The sequence below is a fragment of the Martelella sp. FOR1707 genome (assembly GCF_053484265.1).
The window spans coordinates 247,564-267,601 of sequence record NZ_JBAKFP010000002.1 but is presented as its reverse complement, the minus strand read 5'-3'; the positions used below and the strand labels follow the sequence as shown (position 1 = coordinate 267,601).

The window sequence follows — 20,038 nt, the reverse complement described above, 5'->3', positions numbered from 1 at the left end:
GCAAATACAAGACGCAAAGCAAAAATCCATCCGAGGGCGCATCGCGCTGTCGGATGTTGACCTCCGGGCTCTCTTTATACCTTCACGGGCCCCGGTCGGCTGCTGAGCGTCTCGCTGTCAGCTGATTGAGGGCGGATAAACAGGAAGATTGCGGCAAAGTCAAGCCTGCCGAGGCAACGCGCCATGGAACTTTCCGCGCTCCGACAGCATATAATGCTATCGGCAACGCTCCCGGGATCGCCCGGCGAAGGAAGGTCAAGCGCTACATGATTCCGGTCAGATCCGTTTTGCAGTCAAAGAATCGCTATTACACCGGCCCCAAAAGCGATCATTTCGACGGAACCCTGTTTTTCAACCCCGACGGCATGAACCCGCCCGGCTTTCGCGACGTCATAAAATGGCAGATCAACAACAAGAAGTCACTCTGGCCGAAGACCGTCGAATGCGCCTTCACGCCCGCCAAACCCGATGAACGGGTCGAGGGGGACGGCCTGCGGGTCACCATGGTCGGCCATGCCACGCTGCTGATCCAGGTTGCCGGCATCAATATCCTCACCGACCCGATCTATACGGAGCGGGCAAGTCCGTTCGAGGCGGCGGGTCCCAAACGGGTCTGCGCCCCCGGCATTCCCTTCGAAAACCTGCCGCCGATCGACGTCGTGCTGGTTACCCACAACCACTACGACCATCTGAGCCTGCCAACGCTCGCCCGGCTGCACAAGGACCACAAGCCGCGCATCGTCACGCCGCTTGGCAATGACACGATCATCCGTTCGAAGATTCGCGACGCCGATGTCACCGTGCTCGACTGGGGCGCGCAGGCGCCGCTTCCGGGCGGCCTAAGGGTCTTTGCCGAGCCCTGCCACCACTGGTCGGCGCGCGGTGTGGCCGACCGGCGCATGGCGCTGTGGTCCGCCTTCGTGATCGAGACGCCGGCAGGCCTGATCTACCATATCGGCGACACCGGGTTTCACGAGGGCCGCAATTACGAGGCGGCGGCCAAGAAATACGGCGGCTTCCGGCTCGCCAACCTGCCGATCGGCGCCTATGAGCCGCGCTACTTCATGAAGAACGAGCATCAGGACCCCGTCGAGGCCGTCAGCGGCTTCGAGCTCTGCAACGCGGCCCACGCCTGCGGCCACCATTTCGGCACATTCCAGCTTACCGACGAGGGACGGGACGATCCTGTCAAACTTCTGAAATCGGCGCTTGCGGATGCCGGCATCTCAGAAGACCGGTTCCGCCCGCTCGAGCCCGGCGAGACCTTCGACGTGCCGGAAACCAGCTGAGATCAGTCCTGCAGCCGCGCCAGCCGTTTCGGGTCGCTCAGATATTTGACCGCGTCGCGGCCGACCCAGCGCCTCGTCTTGTCATCCGATCCCGCCAGCTTTTCGGCCAGCGCGAGGGCGGCGGCATGGCAGGCCCTGTTCCGCATGCCGATATTGCGCAGCGCCCAGTTGACGGCCTTCTTCACGAAATTGCGGTCGTCGCCGGTATGAGCCTCGATCAGCGGCAGGAAGGCGATGAAGGTTTCATTCGGCTCGCTCTTACAGTGAACGGCCGCGCCCGCGATCATGGCGAAGGCCGTGCGGCGCACGAATTCGCGGTCGTCGGCGGCAAACCGCGCGATCAGCGCCGGATCGAGCCCAACCTCCACGAACAGGTCGGCGGCCATGTCGACCATTTCCCAGGAGGTGAAATCACCGGCGAGCGCGAAGATCTCATCGGGCATCAGGCTGTCGGGGTCGAAGGTCAGCAGCGCCAGCATCTTCGCCTCGCGCACCGGGCTTTGCCATAGCGCGAGAGCACGCGCGTGATCGACGCCGATCTCGCGGGCGATCTGCCGCAGCGCCGGATTGGAAAGCCCGACGGCGTGTTCCGTCCGGATGCCGACGCGGTCCATGCCCGCTATCAGCGCCGGATCGGCGTTTGCTTCAAGAGCGGCCAGGACGGCATCCGCCGAGGAATTGCGTGACAGCATCTCTAAACCTCCGATTCAGATATCACCGGCCCGCCAGCGAGGCGCCCGTGGACGCGGCGATCTCGCGTTTCTTCAGCGCGTGCTCGCGCCAGATGGTGAAGAAACCGGCGCCGACCACGATCGCGGCCCCCACCAGCATGTTGATCGTCAGCGTCTCGTTGAACAAAAGCACGCCGAAAAGAAGGCCGTAGACGAGTTGCAGATAGATGAAAGACTGCACCGTGACCGCCTCGGTGATCGCCAGCGCGCGGATGAGGCAGTAGTGACCGGCGATCCCAGTAAAGCAGAGTGCCGTCAGCCAGAACCAGTCAATCGCCAGCGGGTTCTCCCAGAAGAACGGCCCGATCAGGCTGGTCACCGCCATGCCGACGACGCCGGTATAGAACAGGCTGACATCGGCGCTGTCATAACGGCCGGCAAGCCGCGTCAGCAGCGAGTAGAGCGCGAAGACGCAGCAGCTTGACACCGGGATCAGCGTTGCCAGCGAAAACCTTTCGCCGAGCGGATCGATGATGATCATCACACCCACGAGGCCGCTGATGATCGCCAGCCAGCGCCGCCAGCCGACCCGCTCCCCGAGGATAGGCACGGACAGCAGTGCCACGACCAGCGGGGCCGCCATGAAGATCGCCTGGCTTTGCGCCAGACCGACGATCGCGAAGGAGAAGATCGCGATCAGGATCTGGGCGATGAGAAGCAGGCTCCGCACGATCTGGAGACCGAGATGCTCCGTCCGGATCGCGGCGGCAAAGCCGCCCGGGCGGCGCGCTGCCAGCACCACGACGAAACCCGCAAACGCCCAGAACCGCACCATGGCGATGAAGAACGGCGAATAAAGCGGGCCGAGATGGCGCGTGATCGCGTCCTGCGCGGAAAAGATCGTGACCGCCGCAAAGGCCAGCAGAATGCCCGACACCTTCATGCCGGCATTCCGGCGCTGCACCCGGGCGTGTATGCGCAAGCGTTGCGCGCCGGGGCTGGCGGGTTCATCGAACCGGAAGGGCGAATGGGCATGGTGAGTGGACTTTCGAAGGCGGCGCGGCCCGCAATAGCGGCGGAACGCAGCATGTTATCGCCAAACCTAATCATGAAACGCCGCCTTGGCAAAGGCCGGTGACCGCCTATGCGGTTCCGTCTGCGGATTTTTCCGGTCTTCATCGGCAAGACTGGTGACGACGCGCCAATATGCCCATATAAGACCGCTGAACTCACAGGAGTGCCGGGCATGAACCACCGCGAACACTGGGCGCCGCTGATGCGCATGAACGGGCTTGGCAACAAGATCCTGGTGATCGACATGCGCGGGCGAACCGACAAGGTGACGCCGCAGGCGGCGATCCGCCTCAATGCCCATCCCGACACCGCCTTCGACCAGATCATGGCGATCTACGACCCGCGCGCGGATGCGCCCGACGGCTGGATCGACATTCTGAACTCCGACGGCTCGATGGCCCAGACCTGCGGCAACGGCACGCGCTGCGTCGTCGACTATCTGTTTTCCGCCGACGGGCGCAGCCATTTCGATTTCCGCACCATCGCCGGCCCGCTTGTCGCCGACCGGTTCGAGGACGGCCGGATTTCGGTGGACATGGGACCGCCGGAATTCGCGTGGGAAAAGATTCCTCTCGCCGGCTCGCCCGGCGACACAAAGCATATCGCGCTCTCCGAGCCCTTCGAGCCAGATCCGGCGCTGCAGCGCTTTTCCGCGGCCTCCATGGGCAATCCGCATGCGGTGTTCTTCGTCCCGCGCGATGTCGGCAGCTATGACCTCCTCGCCTTCGGCCCGCGCTACGAGCATCATCCGATGTTTCCCGAGCGCGCCAATATCTCGCTGGCGCAAGTGACCTCGCCGTCCTCGCTGGCGCTGAAGACCTTCGAACGCGGCGCCGGCCTGACACTCGCCTGCGGCTCCGCCGCCTGCGCCGCCGCCGTCACCGCCGCCCGCACCGGCCGCACCGGCCGCAAGGTCTCGGTGTACGTGCCCGCTGGCGCGCTGGAGATCGACTGGCGCGAAGACGACAACCACGTCATCATGACCGGACCTGCCGAGCGCGAATGGACCGGCCGGGTTGATCCGGCAACGGGCGAGTGGGAGCGGCGCTGATTCAAGGCGCTTTCCAGCGGACGCACTTTCATTTCGCGGCCGGTTACGCCATATAGCCGAAAACCGAAACAACAGTGCCAGCAATGCCCCTGAAAACCCTGACATTCGGCTGCAGGCTGAACACCTATGAGAGCGAAGTCATGCTCAAGGCCGCGACCGAGGCCGGGCTTGAGGATGCGATCCTGGTGAATACCTGCGCGGTGACTGGCGAGGCCGTGCGCCAGGCGCGGCAGGCGATCCGCAGGGCGCGGCGCGAAAATCCGACCGCACGCATCGTCGTCACCGGCTGCGCGGCCCAGACCGAGAAGGAGACCTTCGCGAAGATGCCGGAGGTCGACGCGGTGCTCGGCAATGCGGAAAAGCTCGAGGCGCGGCACTATCGCGACCTCCCGGATTTCGGCGTTTCGGCGGAGGAAAAGCTGATCGTCAATGACATTATGAGCGTGCGCAATACCGCGCCGCAAATGGTGGAAAGCATTGATGGCCATGTGCGCGCCTTCCTGCAGGTGCAGAACGGCTGCGATCACCGCTGCACCTTCTGCATCATCCCCTATGGCCGCGGCAATTCGCGCTCCGTGCCGATGGGCGCGGTGATCGACCAGGCCCGCAGGCTTGCCGAGCAGGGCTATCGCGAGGTCGTGCTGACCGGCGTCGACGCCACCTCCTATGGCGCCGATCTTCCCGGCGAACCGACGCTCGGCCTGTTGGCAAAGACGCTGCTGAAACAGGTGCCGGAGATCGCCCGCCTCAGGCTGTCGTCGATCGACAGTATCGAGGTCGACACGCACCTTCTCGATCTTCTCGCCGACGAGCCGCGCTTCATGCCGCATCTCCATCTCTCGCTCCAGCATGGCGACGACCTGATCCTGAAGCGGATGAAGCGGCGGCATCTTTCGGCGGACGCGCTCGCCTTCATAAGAAAGGCGCGGGAACTGCGTCCCGGCATCGCCTTCGGCGCGGATTTCATCGCGGGGTTCCCGACAGAGACCGAGGCGCATTTCGATAATCTCGTGCGCTTTGCCGAGGAGGCCGATATCGCCCAGCTTCACGTGTTCCCCTACAGCCCCCGCCCCGGCACGCCGGCAGCCCGCATGCCGCAGCTCGACCGGGCGCTGGTGAAGGAGCGGGCGCGGCTTCTGCGCGAAACCGGCGAGAAGCTGAAGGCGCGGCATCTCGCCGGCATGATCGGCAGCGCCGCAACCGTGCTCACCGAACGCGGCGAGAACGGCCATACCGAGAATTTCGCCCCGGTCGCCACCCCCGGCCTTGAACCCGGCCGGTTCGTGGCCGCCCGCATCACCGGCCGTGACGGCAAGCGGCTGATCGCGGATTTCAGCCCCGCCTGAGAGGGCTTTTGGCCTCCACGCGTTGACAAGCCTCCGCCGCAGCAAGGATATAGGAGCACGCGGGCGCGCCGGCTCGAAACAAACAGGAAAAGATTCCCATGGCCCTTGGCTTCATGAAAAACGTCTTCACCTTCGGCAAAAAGCAGGCCGCCGAGGAGAGCAAGCCGGAAGACGCAATCGCGCCGGCTGAACCGGAGGCGATTGCAGCCGGCGAAGACGCAACAGCCGCTCCTGTGGAAGAAACGGCGGCCGCACCGGAACTACTCGCCGAGGCGAAAAGCGCCGACCCCTGGGACGATGACAGCATTGTCGGCGGCGTGGTCGGCCCGGGCAGCAAGCCGGAGGAACAGGCCGAGGACGACGCCGAGGCTTTGCCCGCCGCCGAGACCCATAAAGCCGAGCCGGAGCCGCAAGACGTTCCGGCCGAGGAGCCGGAGGAGATCACCCCGGCAGAAGCAGCCGCCGCAGAGGAAGCCAACGCGCCGAAGCCCGAAGCCCCCGCCGCGTCGGAAAAGGCCCCGGAACAACCCGCTGTCCGCAATCAGGGCTTCGAGATCGTCACCGGCAGAACGGTCGAAACCCCTGCCCCGCAGCCGGTGAAACGGCAGAGCTGGTTCCAGCGCTTGCGCGCCGGGCTGTTTCGCACCTCGCAGCAGCTTTCCGGCCAGATCGCGGCCCTTTTCACCAAGCGCAAGCTGGACGAGGACGCGCTGGAGGAGCTGGAGGACCTCTTGATCCAGGCCGATCTCGGCGTCGAGACCGCCATGCGCATCACCGATACGCTGTCTTCGGAACGCTACGGTAAGGATGTCAGCGGCAACGACGTGGTGCGCATCATGGCCGGCGAAATCACCAAGGTGCTGACCCCCGTCGCCAAGCCGCTCCAGCTTGACCTGTCGCACAAGCCGCACGTCATCCTCGTGGTCGGCGTCAACGGCACCGGCAAGACCACCACGATCGGCAAGCTCGCCGCCAAGCTGACCCGCGCCGGCCTGAAGGTGACGCTCGGCGCCGGCGACACGTTTCGCGCGGCCGCGATCGAGCAGTTGAAAATCTGGTCGGAGCGCACCGGCGCCGAATTCGTCGGCACCAAGTTGGGCGCGGACGCGGCGGGCCTTGCCTATGACGCCTTCAAGCGCGGCCAGGAAAACGGCTCCGACGTCGTGATCATCGACACCGCTGGTCGGCTTCAAAACAAGGCCGAGCTGATGGACGAGCTCGCCAAGATCGTGCGCGTGCTCGGCAAGCTCGATCCGGACGCCCCGCATACGGTGCTACAGACGCTCGACGCCACCACCGGCCAGAACGCCATGAACCAGGTCGAGATCTTCCGCAATATCGCCGGGGTTTCCGGCCTCGTCATGACAAAGCTCGACGGCACCGCGCGCGGCGGCATTCTGGTGGCGATCGCCGCCAAGCACAAGCTGCCGGTGTATTTCATCGGCGTCGGCGAAGGCATCGACGACCTCGAACCCTTCGAAGCCGCCGAATTCGCCGAGGCAATCGCCGGGCGGCAGGTGGAAGAGCAGGACTGATCGAGACGCTGGCCACAGAGCCCCATCGATCTCCCCTTGAGGGCGAGATGTCGCGAAAACGATAGAGAGGGCAGAAACCGCAAACTCCGAGCCTGTCGAGGCATCTCTCCCGCAAGGGGAGAGATTATGAACTGAGAGCCCCCTCAGCGCGAAAGCGCGTCGAGGATCCGGATCCAGGAGCGGATGCCCTTGTGGAAGGAGGTCAGTTCGTATTTCTCGTTCGGCGAATGAATGCGATCGTCATTGAGGCCGAAGCCGACCAGGAGCGAATCCATGCCGAGTTTGCGCTGGAAATCGCCGACGATCGGGATCGAGCCGCCCATGCCGATCACCACGGCCGGTTTCGGCCATTCTTCCGAAAGGGCTGCCTGCGCCTTCTTCAGGAAGGGCGCGTTGTAATCGAGCTGGATTGCCGGCGAACCGCCATGGGGGTGGAATTCCGCGCTGCAATCTTCCGGCAGTTTCGAGCGCACATAGGCGCGGAAGCTTTCACGGATTTTCACCGGGTCCTGCTGGCCGACGAGGCGGAACGAGACCTTGGCGGAAGCCTGAGCGGCGATCACCGTCTTGAAGCCCTCGCCGGTATAGCCGCCGGTAATGCCGTTGACCTCGGCCGTCGGCCGCGTCCAGGTCAGTTCCAGCACCGAGCGGCCCTTTTCGCCGGCCGCCTTGGAGAGGCCGATTTCGCCCAGAAAGCGCTCGTCGGTTTCGCCGAGTTGCTCCCAGCCCTTTTTCACGTCCTCAGGCGTTTCCTCGACGCCGTCATAGAAGCCCGGCAGCGTCACCCGGCCGTCCTCGTCGTGAAGGCCGGCGAGGATGTCGGCGAGGATATGGATCGGGTTGGCCGCAGCGCCACCGAAGAAGCCGGAATGGAGATCGCGGTCGGCAGCCGTGATCACCACCTCGTCGCCCACCAGACCGCGCAGCGTCGCTGCGATCGCCGGCGTCTCGCGGTCCCACATGCCGGTGTCGCAGACCAGCGCGAAATCGGCCTTGATCAGGTCGCCGTGCTCCTCGATGAAGGCCGGCAGCGAGGGAGAACCGGATTCCTCCTCGCCCTCGAACATGATCGTTATCTTGACCGGCAGCTCGGCATTTTCCTCGCGATAGGCACGGCAGGCCTGCAGGAAGGTCATCAGTTGACCCTTGTCGTCGCTGGTGCCGCGCCCGGTAATCACCTTGGTGCCGGCCGCACTGTCCTTGATCTTGGGGTCAAAGGGATCGTCTTCCCACAGCGACAGCGGATCGACGGGTTGAACGTCGTAATGGCCGTAAAACAGCACATGCGGCGCGCCTTCCGGCGCATTCTCGCTGGTCGCCACCACCATCGGATGGCCCTTGGTCTTGTGGGCTTCTGCCAGAAAGCCGAGCGTCTTCAATTCCGCGACCAGCCAGTCGGCGGCCTCGGTGCATTTTTCCTTGTAGGCCGGATCGGTGGAAATCGACGGAATTCGCAAAAGCGCGAACAGCTTGTCGAGGCTTGAGGGCAGGTTGTCGTCGGCGCGCTTCAAAATAGCGTCGAGCTGGGTCATGGGGAACCTCCGGTAGGCGGGCAAATCACTGGCAGGACCATAGGCCAGCAGGCAGCGATTGAAAACCTCGATCAGGGCGGGAAGCGGGCAAAGAAAAAGCCGCCATGGCCTGGAGGGGGGGGACTGACCATGGCGGCTGCTTTTTTGGACAAAGGCCGGAGAGGGGGATGGAGCCTTTGTCCTTTTGTCCGAAGAGGCGGGGGACGGGCCTTCTTCGAACAGCGGCGTGATCAAGCGCCGTTGGTTATTAGATGTACTTCGAAATGTGTCGATTCAAGGGACGCGGGGGCCCCGTTTCGTTACAAATCAGTAATCTGAAGCAAAATTTCGACGATTGCGCTGTCAATGGCCGGCGGCGTTGGAGAACAGGTTCATCACCAGCACCCCGCCGACGATCATGGCGATGCCGACCCAGGCGGCGAGATCGAGGTTCTGGCGCAGGACGACAACGCTGACGGCCGCCGTCAGCACGATGCCGAGCCCCGCCCAGATCGCATATGCGACGCCGAGCGGGATCGTCTTCAGCGCCTGGGACAGGCAGAAGAAGGCGATGATGTAGAACACCGCGACGCCGATCGTCGGCAAAAGCCGGGTAAAGCCGTAGGATTTCTGCAGAAGCGTCGAGCCGATCACCTCGCAGACGATCGCGATACCGAGCGCGCCATAGGCCGCGAGTGCAGGATTCATGTCCGTTCCTTCTTCAAAAACTCAGTGCGCCTCGTCCCAGTTGTGGGCGGCGCGGGCATCGACCTTGAGCGGAACCGCCATCGAAACGGCGGGCATGGCGGCGTTTTCCATGATGTCGACGATCACGGCGCGAGCCTTGTCCACCGCGTCATCCTCGACCTCGAAAATCAGTTCGTCATGGACCTGAAGCAGCATCTTCGCCCGCTCGCCAAACCCGGCCTCGCCGAGCGCCGGCTCGATCCGGGTCATCGCGCGGCGGATGATATCGGCGGCAGAGCCCTGAATCGGCGCGTTGATGGCGGCGCGCTCGTTGAAGCTTCTGACCTGATGGTTGGAGGATTTGATCTCCGGATAGTGGATCTTGCGGCCGAAAATCGTCTCGACATAGCCGAGATCGCGCGCCCGCTCCTTGGTGGAGTCCATATAATCGCGGATGCCGGGGAAACGCTCGAAATAGCGCTTGATGTAATCGCTCGCCTCGGACCGCTCGATGCCGAGCTGGTTGGAAAGCCCGAAGGCGGAAATGCCGTAGATGATGCCGAAATTGATCGCCTTGGCGCGCCGGCGCACATCGCCCGGCATGCCTTCCACCGGCACGCCGAACATTTCCGACGCCGTCATCGCATGGATGTCGATGCCATCGGCGAAGGCCTGTTTGAGCTGCGGAATATCGGCGACATGGGCAAGCACGCGGAGCTCGATCTGGCTGTAGTCCGCCGACAGCAGCTTGTGGCCCGGATTGGCGATGAAGGCGGTGCGGATCTTGCGGCCCTCCGCGGTGCGCACCGGAATGTTCTGCAGGTTCGGCTCCGACGAGGAGAGCCGCCCGGTCGTGGTCGAGGCCAGCGAATACGAGGTGTGGACGCGCTTGGTCTGCGGGTGGATATAGCCCGGCAGCGCATCGGTATAGGTCGATTTCAGCTTGGTCATCTGCCGCCAGTCGACAATGCGACTCGGCAGCGGCAGGCCCTGAGCCGCCAGATCGTCCAGCACCTGCACGGCAGTCGACCACTGTCCGCTCTTGGTCTTCTTGCCGCCGGGAAGCCCCATCTTGCCGAACAGGATGTCGCCAAGCTGCTTGGGCGAGCCGATGTTGAATTTCTCGCCGGCCAGCTCGTAGATCTCGTCCTCGAGCGCTGCCGCCTTCTGCGCCAGTTCGCCGGAAAGGCGCGACAGAATCTGCCGGTCGACCGAGATGCCGCGTTCTTCCATGCGGGCGAGCACCGGCAGCAGCGGCCGCTCCAGTCGTTCGTACACCGTCATCACCCGTTCGGCGGCAAGCCGGGGCTTCAGCACCAGCCAGAGCCTCAGCGTCACATCGGCATCTTCCGCAGCATAGGCCGTGGCGCGGTCGATATCGACATGGTCGAAGGTGACCATGTTGCGGCCGGAACCGGCGACCTCCTTGTAGGGGATTGGCTGGTGGCCGAGCCATTTTTCAGACAACGCATCCATGCCGTGCGCGCCCATGCCCGAATCGAGCACATAGGAGAGCAGCATGGTGTCGTCGAAATTCTTCACCGTGATGCCGTGGCGCAGCATCACGAGATAATCATATTTGAGGTTCTGGGCGATCTTCAAAACCGCCTCGTCCTCAAGCAGGCCCTTCAGCGCCGCAAGCGCCGCGTCAAACGGGACCTGCCCCTCGGCAAGCCCGCCGCCGAGCAGATCGTCCTGCCCCGCCTTGTGGGCGAGCGGCACATAGGCCGCGCGGATCACCGCACCATCATCGGCGGCATCCTCATCATAAAGCGCCAGCGAGAAGCCGACGAGTTCGGCCTGCATCGCGTCGAGCGAGGTGGTCTCGGTGTCAAAGGCCACGAGCCCGCGCTCGCGCGCCGTCTCCAGCCAGCCTTCCAAGGTGACGAGATCGCGGATCGTCTCGTAATTTTCGTGCTTGATCGGCAGCGAAGCAAAGCGCGCGGCCCTCGCCGCGGCAAGATCGGCCGGGCGCTTGCCGTCGGTCGCGCCGGAAGCGGGCGCGGCGGCCGAAGCCGTGCCATCACCCGGATCGAGATCCGGCCCGTGCGCCTCGGCACCCCATTCGACGTCGACGGGCGCGGCCTCGATCGCCTGCGCCTCGGCGCCGGTGGCCTCGGCCACGCGTCTTGTCAGCGAGTTGAATTCCATCGCCTTCAGGAAGGAGACGAGCTTCGGCCCGTCCTGCGGCTCCAGCGACAGCGCATCGAGCGGCACATCCACCGGGCAATCCTGCTTCAGCGTCACTAGCTGTCGCGAGACCAGAACCAGATCGCGGTTGGCGATGATGTTTTCGCGGCGCTTGTTCTGCTTGATCTGCTCGGCATTGGCGAGCAGATTATCCAGATCGCCGAATTCCTCCAGCAGCGTCGCCGCCGTCTTCGGGCCGATGCCCGGCACGCCCGGAACATTATCCACCGAATCGCCCGTCAGCGCCTGAAGGTCGATCATCTTTTCCGGCGGCACGCCCCATTTGTCGATCACTTCCGGCACGCCGATCTGGCGGTCCTTCATGCCGTCATACATGTGCACCTTGGGCCCGACGAGCTGCATCAGATCCTTGTCGGAGGAAATGATGGTGGCGTCGCCGCCAGCCGCCACCGCCATCCGCGCATAGGTGGCGATGATATCGTCGGCCTCAAAACCCTCCATCTCGATGCAGGGCAGGTTGAAGGCCCGCGTCGCCTCGCGGATCAGCGCAAACTGCGGCACCAGATCCTCCGGCGGCGGCGGACGATGAGCCTTGTAATCCGGATAGATTTCCTTGCGGAAAGTCTTCGAGGAATAGTCGAAGATCACGGCCAGATGGGTCGGCGTGACCCCCACGGAGGTGTCGCGCGCCTGGGTCAGAAGCTTCCACAGCATGTTGCAGAAACCGGAAACCGCGCCCACCGGCAGGCCGTCGGATTTACGCGTTAGCGGCGGCAGCGCGTGGAAGGCGCGGAAGATGAAGCCCGAGCCGTCAATCAGGAAAAGGTGATCGTCTTTTTTCATGGCAAATCCATAGCCGCTCGGGCGGCAAAGGTCCATGGCCCGAAAACGCCGCAGGCCGAGCTTTCGAAACCCGGCCTGCGCATTTTTCGGTATTTGGCAAATCGCCGGCGGTCAGCCGTCACACATATTTGTTGACGATATTTTCCAGATATTCCTGGCGGCCCGATTTCGGTTCGGGGTTGATATCATCCTTCTCCACCATGGCGGCGATGTCTTCCAGCGTCATTTCGCCGGAGAGCATCTTCTTGGCGCTATCGCCGTTCCAGCCGGCATAGCGCTCGTCGAGCGGCTTCGACAGCGCGCCGTCCTCGATCATCCGGGCGGCGGCCTTCAGCCCGCGGGCGCAGCAATCCATGCCGCCGATATGGCCGTAAAGCAGGTCCGCCGGATCGATCGACTGGCGGCGCAGCTTGGCGTCGAAATTGGTGCCGCCGGAGGTGAAGCCGCCCGCCAGCAGAACCTGATAGTAGGCGAGCGCCATTTCCGGCACATTGTTGGGGAACTGGTCGGTATCCCAGCCGGACTGATAGTCATTGCGGTTCATGTCGATCGAACCGAGCACGCCGAGCGTTCGCGCCAGCGCCAGTTCATGCTCGAAAGTGTGGCCGGCGAGAATGGCGTGACCCTGCTCGATATTGAGCTTCACTTCCTTCTCCAGCCCGTATTTCTGCAAGAAGCCGTACACCGTGGCGACGTCGTAATCATACTGGTGCTTGGTCGGCTCCTGCGGCTTTGGCTCGACCAGGATCTGGCCCTTGAAGCCGATCTTGTGCTTGTACTCGATCACCATCGACAGCATGCGCGCCATCTGGTCGAACTCGCGGCTCATGTCGGTGTTGAGCAGGGTCTCGTAGCCCTCGCGGCCGCCCCACAGCACATAGTTCTCGCCGCCGAGCTTCATGGTGGCATCCATGCAGGTCTTGATGGTGGCGGCGGAGTAGGCGAACACCTCCGGATCGGGATTGGTCGAAGCGCCAGACATGAAGCGGCGGTGGGAGAACAGGTTGGCCGTGCCCCACAGAAGCTTGACGCCGGTCTCTTCCTGCTTCTTGGCGAAGTAATCGACGATCTCGTTGAGGTTCCTGGTGCTCTCGGCGAAATTGCCGCCTTCCGGGCGCACGTCGGCATCGTGGAAGCAGTAATAGGGCGCGCCGAGCAGCGAGAATAGTTCGAAGGCGACATCGGCCTTGAGCTTCGCCTTGTCCATGCCGCCATCGTACCACGGGCGGTCGAAAGTGCGCCCGCCAAAGGGGTCGCCGCCCTCCCATGCCAGCGAGTGCCAATAGGCGACCGCGAAGCGCAGATGCTCCTTCAGCGGCTTGCCGAGGACGACCTCGTCGGGGTTGTAGTGCCGGAAGGCCAGCGGATTGTCGCTGTCCGGGCCTTCATATTTGATTTTGGCGATATCGCCGAAAAAACCGGTGCTCATATCAATTCTCCCATTCGGTTATTCTCAAATCCGGCCGATTGCCGCGCGGGCACGCCGGGTTCGTTTCAGTGTGGCGTGTCAGGCTTTCGTGACGGCGCGGATCGCCGGATAGAGCGCGCGGTAGCGCTGATAAGCCTCCTCGAAGGCGGCCTTGTGCGCGGTTTCGGGCTCCACAGTCTCCGCCGTTTCCGGCGGGGTGCAGACGGCAACAGGATCGCCGCCGGTTGCCGCCAGCATGCCGAGCCGGGCGGCACCGAAGGCAGCGCCGAAATCGCCATCAGCGGGGATGTCGATCGGCAGGTTCAGCGCCGTCGCCACTGCCTTCAGCCAGTAGCGCGAGCGCGAGCCGCCGCCGATCGCGGTGATCCGGGTAAGCTCCGTGCCGGCGGAGCGCAGCGCCTCGAGATTGTCGCGCAGCGCAAAGGCGACGCCTTCCATCACCGCGCGGGTCATGGCCGGGCGGTCGCTTTCATGGGCGAGACCGATGAAGGCCCCGCGGATCGCCGCATCATTGTGCGGCGTGCGCTCGCCGGAGAGGTAAGGCAGGAATGTGAGGTCGCCCGGCGCTTGAAGCGTATCGCCGACCTCGGTCGAAAGCTCCGCCGGGCTCTTGTCGGTGATTTTGGCGTACCAGTTCAGCGTATCCGTCGCCGACAGGATCACGCCCATCTGGTGCCAGGTGCCGGGCAGCGCGTGGCAGAAGGCGTGGACCGCGCTTTCGGGCTTCGGCCGATAGCGGTCGTTCGCCGCGAACAGCACGCCGGACGTGCCGAGCGAGACGAAGGCCGCGCCATCGGCAACCGTGCCCATGCCGCAGGCGGATGCCGCATTGTCGCCGGCCCCGCCGGCCACCACGACCGGCCCGGTCATGCCCCATTCGGCGGCGAGCGCGGATTTCAGCGTGCCGCCGACCTCCGAACCCTCGACCAGCGCCGGCATCTGCGACCGGGACAGATCGGTGGCGGCGAGAAGCTCGTCCGACCAGTCGCGTTTTGCGGTATCGAGCCAGGAGGTACCGGCCGAATCCGACATTTCGGAGATGTATTCGCCGGTCAGCCAGTAGCGCAGATAATCCTTCGGCAGCAGCACCTTGCCGACCTTGCCAAAAATCTCGGGCTCGTTCTTCTTCACCCACACCAGTTTCGGAGCGGTGAAGCCGGGAAACACGATATTGCCGGTAATGGCGCGGAAACGCGGATCGTCGTCAAGCTGGGCGGCCTCGACATAGGAACGCGTGTCGTTCCAGAGAATGCAAGGCCGCAGCACCGCGCCCTCTTTGTTGAGGATCGTCGCGCCATGCATATGGCCGGAGAGGCCGATACCCTTTACCGCGGCAAGTTCGCCCGGATGGCGTTCGGCGAGACGGCCGACGGCGATCCGGCAGGCATCGATCCAGTCGGCAGCGTTCTGCTCCGACCAGCCGTGATGGGGCCGCGCGACCGAGAGCGGCGCATCGGCGCTGGCGATCACCTTTTGGCTGTCATCGATCAGCATGGCCTTCAGGCTGGAGGTTCCGAGATCGAGCCCGAGATACATGGCGTTCTTCCCTTTCCCGCCCGTCAGGGCAGATTGTCCTTGATGAAAATGTCGATGCGGATGCGCTCCTGCGCGGCGATCACCGCCAGGCCGTCGGCCTCGGCCTTCAGCACCCGGATCGCGCTTCTGACCTCATGGCCGGCATCCTGGTTCAGCACCGCGTCGAACAGGCCGTTTTCGAGCGCTGTGCGCGAATGATCGGAAAGCTCGTGCGCGATCGTGACGATTTCGCGGCCATTTGCGCGCGCCTTTTCCAGTGCGGCGATCAGGCCGCGATTGCCCGCGCCAAGGCTGTAAATGCCGATGATATCCGGGTCGCGGGCGAGCGCCTCGTCCACCAGCCGTTCGGCAAACGCCGCATCGTCGCGGCCTTCCATCGGTGGGCTCAGTTCGAGGTTCGGAAAATCGAGCGCCATGCCTTCGGAAAACCCGGAAAGCCGGTTCTGGTGGTCGCGCACTGAAAGCGAGCCGACCAGAATGGCGACGCGACCGGCGCGCGGACCAATGAACCGGCCAAGCAGGGTCGCGGCGGTGCGGCCGGCTGCCTGGTTGTCGACGCCGGCATAATGGTCACGGCCGCTATCCTCCAGATCGGAAACCAGGGTGACGACCGGAATACCCTTCTTCTTCAGCGCACCGACGGCCGCGCGCACCGGATCGGCGTCAACGGCGACCAGCGCGATGCCGGCCGGCTCTTCCTCGCCCGCCGCGATCAGCGCTTTCGCCAGCGCATCGCCGTCAAAGGCCGGCACATCTATGATGCTGATCTCGGTGCGCTCGATCCGCCCGCGTTCGCCGGCCTGTTCGACAGCCGCGCGCAACTCCGCCATGAAGGCGTTGTCGTTGAGCGGCAGAACGAAGGTGAAGGGATAGACCCGGCCCTTGGCGAGATTGGCGGCGGCGACATCGCGGACATAACCGAGCGAACGGATCGCCTCCTCGACCTTTGCCTTCGTCTTTTCGCGCACGCCGGGCCGACCATTCATCACGCGGTCCACGGTCGCCAGACTGACGCCTGCCTTGATGGCTATGTCATGCACTGTCGGGCGCATGTCTCCCCCCGCCTGGCAATTTCCTCCGCGGTCCGCGGCCCGGACCTTGTTATGCCTCCCTTATAGCGCGCCATTTGATGTACGTAAATCAAAAATTCCCGCGGTGGATTTCAGGCGCGGGAATTCACATCAGAAACTGTCCTCGAAAAGCTTGTTGAGCCGGCCGATGACGGCGATGGCCGGCGCATCGGTGCGCAACGCCTCGTTGAGCACGTCGGAGGCCTCGCGCTGGAAACGGATATAGCCATTGTGGCGCGGCCGCATATAGGCGTGGGCCACGGTATCGGCGATATTGCGATAGAACCCGTTGACGGCGCTGTTCACCTCAAGGCTTTTCCATGCGTCGGCATGGCCGGGCTGACCGCCGGCTCCTGCATAGAGCGAGGCCTGCACCGGGCCGCTGGCAATCCAGTAGGCATAGTCGATCGCCGCGTCGCGGTTTTCGCTGAAGGCGGAGACGGCGATACCCGTTCCGCCGAGCACCGATCCCGCCGGCCCGCGCTCGCCCAGCCCCGGAATATTGGCGAAGCCGAGCCGGTGGTGGCGAAACCCGTCGCGCGCATAAAGCGCATAACCGGCTACATAGGGCGAGATGCTGGCCTTGGTATCGGGCGCCGAGAGCGCCTCTAGCACCGCGACCGGATCCATCGCCTGATTGTCCTCGGGCACGAGCCGCGCAAGCTCGACGAGACGTTCATAGGCGGCAATGCCGTCGTCTTCGTCGATCAGGTTCCCGGCGCTGTCATTGCGGCAGGTCGTGCCGGCATTGGCGGCGAGCGTGAAGAATGTCAGCAGGTTGTGCGGCGGCCTGAGCGGCAACAGCACATGGCCGTCTTCGGCAAGTTCGATGAGGTCATCCCAGTTATCCGGCAGGCTGGGGGCACGGTCGGGGCGGTAGGCCATGACCTGAGCGTCGACATCGATCGGAAACGCCCATTGATGCGCCTTGTAATGAAAGGCCTCGAAGGCGCCGCCAACTGACCCCTCTTTCATCGCCTCGCGCTCATCCTCCCGGCCCTCGACATCGAGAGGCGCGAGACAATTGTCGGCGGTGATCTGGCCGAGATGAGGATGATCGATGACGATAAGATCATATTCGCGGGCAATGTCCACCGGCGTCAAATCTTCCAGCTCCTCGAGACTGGGCTTCTCCCACTTGACCGCGACGCCGGTCTTCTGCCGCCATTCGTCCGCGCTCGCCGCCAGCGGCTCGAAGCCGCGCGGATGGGTCCAGGTCATGCCCTTCAAGGTCGTCATACAGTCAAGCTCCAATCCAGCGCCGCGACGGCGGGCGCGATCCTGCATCGATTTCAGAAATTCTGCCAACTGCAGAAGAAAGCCGAATCCCGGCGGAATGTTCCACAGGGCCTGAATTACAGGTGATGCCGAGCCGGCGCCTCACGGAGCGTCACGGTGCTGCAAGCAGCCGCCGCACGACGAAGCCGACATCGGCGGGATCGATGCGGCCGCCGGCATAGGCCCCAAACAGACCGTCGACGCAGGAAAGCACCAGATCCGCGCGGCGGGTGGCCTGATCGCGCGGCCACCCTTCGCCGGCGAGCAATTCGGCGAGCCTTGCGGAAAGCCAGGCATTGATTTCCGCCAACGCCTGTTCGGCAAAGGCCTCGGTATTGTCGAGAAGCTCGACGGCATGCGGGGAGTTGCTCAGCAGCGCCGCCATGCGGGAAAATTTGTTCTCCAGCGCCGCCGCCGCGCGCTCGACAGCGCTGCCGGGCCCCTCCAGCGTTTTTTCGGCCTCCGCTTTCATGTCGTCCAGCACCGCGGCGAGCGTTGCCTGAAACACCGCTTCCTTGTCCGGGAAATAGGCATAGAGCGTGGGCTTGGCGACGCCCGCGCGCTTGGCGATGCCCTGCATGGTGGTGGCGCGCAGGCCGTTTGCCAGAAACTCGGCCTGGGCCGCCGCCAGTATTTTCTTCGTTCGCGCTTCTGATTTTGGAGCCGGCACTGTTTTTCCTCTTGCATATCGCCCAAATTGAACGATATGAACATATGTAGTTCAAAACGTTCAATTACGGAGTCCGAAATGAACGATATTGTCCTACTGACCGGCATTACCGGCTTTCTGGGCGGCCATATCGCCGTCGAACTTCTCAATGCCGGTTATAGCGTGCGCGGAAGCCTGCGCAATCCGGGCGCAAACGCGGAGCGGGCGGAGGCGACCCGCAAGGCTCTGGAAGAGGCCGGCGCCGACACATCGCGACTTGAATTCGTGACGCTCGACCTGACCGAGGACGAGGGCTGGTTTGACGCCGCGCGCGGCGCCCGTTTCGTGATCCACAGCGCCTCGCCCTTCGTGACCACCATGCCGAAAGACCCCGATGAACTGGTCGGCCCCGCCGTGGGCGGAACCGAACGCGCCCTGGGCGCTGCCAGACGGGCGGGCGTCGAGCGGGCGGTGCTGACGAGTTCCTCCGTCGCGATCGTCAATGGCCGGGGACCGGCGAGCAGGAAAAGCGCGCTCGGCCCCGACGACTGGCCGGACCCGGATGAGGGTCGGCTCAACGCCTATCAGCTTTCCAAGGTGCTGGCCGAGCGCAAGGCATGGGAAATCGCCGAACATGACGGCCTTGCCCTTGCCGTCATCAATCCCGGCTTCATCCTGGGGCCGCTGCTGGACAACGACCCGGGCACATCCGGCGCGCTTTTCGTCAGGCTGATGAAGGGCGAGGTGCCGATGCTTCCGCGCCTTCACCTGCATATGGTCGACGTCCGCGACCTCGCCCGCATTCATGTCGCGGCGCTGACGGCGCCGGAGGCGCTCGGCAAACGCAATCCCGCCGCCTTTTTCGAGATGGAAATCGCTGCGCTTGCCGCGACGCTCGCCCGTGAAGTGCCCGAACGCGCCGGCAGGATACCCACACGAAAGGCGCCCGACTTTCTCGTGCGCCTGCTGGCGCTGTTCGATGGCGACATCAGAGCCAATGTCAACGAACTCGGCTACGCGCCCGCGCTCGATTCAAGCCGCGGCGCGGCGCTTCTCGGCCACCCGCCCCGTTCCGCCGAAACCATGATCGGCGATATGGGCCGCTCGCTGGTCGGCCGGGGACTAGCCTGACGCGGCCACCTGCCGTGCACCCGACACTACGACCTCGGTCCCCCACTCCCGGCAGCGTTCGGCAAGCGGGGCGGCAAGCGGCTGATCGGTGAAGAATGTGGCGATATCGGCAAGGCCTGCTATGCGCGCCGGCGCGGTGCGGGCGAATTTGGAGTGGTCGGCGACCAGCACGGTTTTGCGGGCCCGGCGGATCGCCGTCTGGCTGACGCCGACCTCCATCATGTCGAAATCCAGGAGATCGCCGTCGCCATCAAGCGCCGAACAGCCGATCACCGCGAGATCGAACTTGAACTGCTCGACGATGCGGTTGGCGAGCGGGCCGACCAGCCCGCCATCGGCGCGGCGCAATTGCCCCCCGGCCACCACGATCTCGCAGCCCGGATTGGCGACCAGGATGTTGGCGACATTGATGTTGTTGGTGACGACGACGAGGTTCTTGTGGCCGTGCAACCTTTCAGCCACCGCCTCCATCGTGGTGCCGATATTCATGAAGATCGCCGCATTTTCCGGGATCGCCGCGGCGCAGGCTTCGGCAATTGCCGCCTTTTCGGCGGCAAAGAGCGCGCGGCGGTCATCATAGCCGATATTGGCGGTGCCCGACGGCAGCACCGCGCCGCCATGAACGCGGGTGAGCTTGCCCCGTTCGGAAAGCGTCAGCAGGTCGCGGCGGATGGTCTGCACGGTCACGCCAAGGCGTCTTGCGGCATCCTCGGCCACAATCCGGCCCTCTTCGCGCGCCATCTGCATCAGATCGTCAAGGCGGAACGTTTGCGACACGGCCTTCCCC

16 protein-coding genes are annotated in these 20,038 nt (G+C 64.1%); 5 read left to right on the top strand and 11 right to left on the bottom strand.

All coding sequences use genetic code 11. The features are described from left to right. Positions 1 to 266: 266 nt before the first annotated feature. Positions 267 to 1,289 (top strand): MBL fold metallo-hydrolase, encoded by a 1,023-nt coding sequence (locus tag V6765_RS05095; protein WP_448427014.1) that lies wholly within the window; start codon positions 267 to 269, stop codon positions 1,287 to 1,289. Between the two features lie 2 nt (positions 1,290 to 1,291). Here V6765_RS05095 and V6765_RS05090 read toward each other — a convergent pair whose 3' ends face one another. Together V6765_RS05090 and V6765_RS05085 are read right to left on the bottom strand one after the other, a co-directional pair. After that, positions 1,292 to 1,981 (bottom strand): DNA alkylation repair protein, encoded by a 690-nt coding sequence (locus V6765_RS05090; protein ID WP_448427013.1) that lies wholly within the window; start codon positions 1,979 to 1,981, stop codon positions 1,292 to 1,294. A gap of 22 nt (positions 1,982 to 2,003) precedes the next feature. Further along, entirely contained in the window at positions 2,004 to 2,903 is a 900-nt protein-coding gene (locus tag V6765_RS05085) for a DMT family transporter (RefSeq protein ID WP_448427011.1), read from the bottom strand. Positions 2,904 to 3,206: 303 nt separating this feature from the next. On the opposite strand from V6765_RS05085, the gene dapF reads away from it, so the two are divergent. The 3 genes from dapF to ftsY all read left to right on the top strand — a co-directional run bounded on the left by dapF (position 3,207) and on the right by ftsY (position 6,966). Next, positions 3,207 to 4,085: a diaminopimelate epimerase gene (gene dapF / locus V6765_RS05080; RefSeq protein WP_448427009.1), complete on the top strand. Its 879-nt coding sequence runs from the start codon at positions 3,207 to 3,209 to the stop codon at positions 4,083 to 4,085. An 83-nt stretch (positions 4,086 to 4,168) separates the two neighbouring features. Beyond that, positions 4,169 to 5,431: a tRNA (N(6)-L-threonylcarbamoyladenosine(37)-C(2))-methylthiotransferase MtaB gene (gene mtaB / locus V6765_RS05075; protein WP_448427007.1), complete on the top strand. Its 1,263-nt coding sequence runs from the start codon at positions 4,169 to 4,171 to the stop codon at positions 5,429 to 5,431. Between the two features lie 98 nt (positions 5,432 to 5,529). Beyond that, entirely contained in the window at positions 5,530 to 6,966 is a 1,437-nt protein-coding gene (ftsY, locus tag V6765_RS05070) for a signal recognition particle-docking protein FtsY (protein ID WP_448427006.1), read from the top strand. Positions 6,967 to 7,109: 143 nt separating this feature from the next. Here the strand turns inward: ftsY and V6765_RS05065 are convergent, their stop codons facing one another. The 8 genes from V6765_RS05065 to V6765_RS05030 form a co-directional block, all read right to left on the bottom strand. After that, positions 7,110 to 8,498, bottom strand: a complete 1,389-nt coding sequence (locus tag V6765_RS05065) for a dipeptidase (RefSeq protein WP_448427005.1) — start codon at positions 8,496 to 8,498, stop codon at positions 7,110 to 7,112. Between the two features lie 342 nt (positions 8,499 to 8,840). Next, a complete protein-coding gene (locus tag V6765_RS05060) occupies positions 8,841 to 9,185 on the bottom strand; it encodes a DMT family transporter (protein WP_448427004.1) in 345 nt (114 codons plus the stop codon). Between the two features lie 21 nt (positions 9,186 to 9,206). Further along, complete coding sequence (polA, locus tag V6765_RS05055) at positions 9,207 to 12,158, bottom strand: DNA polymerase I (protein WP_448427003.1); 2,952 nt, start codon at positions 12,156 to 12,158, stop codon at positions 9,207 to 9,209. A gap of 118 nt (positions 12,159 to 12,276) precedes the next feature. Further along, positions 12,277 to 13,587: a xylose isomerase gene (gene xylA, locus V6765_RS05050; protein ID WP_448427002.1), complete on the bottom strand. Its 1,311-nt coding sequence runs from the start codon at positions 13,585 to 13,587 to the stop codon at positions 12,277 to 12,279. Positions 13,588 to 13,665: 78 nt separating this feature from the next. Further along, positions 13,666 to 15,123, bottom strand: coding sequence for a xylulokinase (gene xylB, locus V6765_RS05045; protein ID WP_448427000.1), 1,458 nt, complete (start codon positions 15,121 to 15,123; stop codon positions 13,666 to 13,668). A gap of 23 nt (positions 15,124 to 15,146) precedes the next feature. Next, positions 15,147 to 16,175, bottom strand: coding sequence for a LacI family DNA-binding transcriptional regulator (locus V6765_RS05040; protein ID WP_448426998.1), 1,029 nt, complete (start codon positions 16,173 to 16,175; stop codon positions 15,147 to 15,149). Positions 16,176 to 16,304: 129 nt separating this feature from the next. Further along, entirely contained in the window at positions 16,305 to 17,432 is a 1,128-nt protein-coding gene (locus V6765_RS05035) for an ABC transporter substrate-binding protein (RefSeq protein ID WP_448426996.1), read from the bottom strand. A 151-nt stretch (positions 17,433 to 17,583) separates the two neighbouring features. Further along, complete coding sequence (locus V6765_RS05030) at positions 17,584 to 18,141, bottom strand: TetR/AcrR family transcriptional regulator (RefSeq protein ID WP_448426995.1); 558 nt, start codon at positions 18,139 to 18,141, stop codon at positions 17,584 to 17,586. Positions 18,142 to 18,219: 78 nt separating this feature from the next. Here V6765_RS05030 and V6765_RS05025 point away from each other — a divergent pair, with 78 nt between their 5' ends. Continuing rightward, entirely contained in the window at positions 18,220 to 19,251 is a 1,032-nt protein-coding gene (locus V6765_RS05025) for an NAD-dependent epimerase/dehydratase family protein (protein WP_448426993.1), read from the top strand. Here the strand turns inward: V6765_RS05025 and V6765_RS05020 are convergent. Next, entirely contained in the window at positions 19,243 to 20,028 is a 786-nt protein-coding gene (locus tag V6765_RS05020) for a DeoR/GlpR family DNA-binding transcription regulator (RefSeq protein ID WP_448426991.1), read from the bottom strand. The two genes, V6765_RS05025 and V6765_RS05020, sit on opposite strands and share 9 nt — an antisense overlap. Positions 20,029 to 20,038 lie beyond the last annotated feature (10 nt).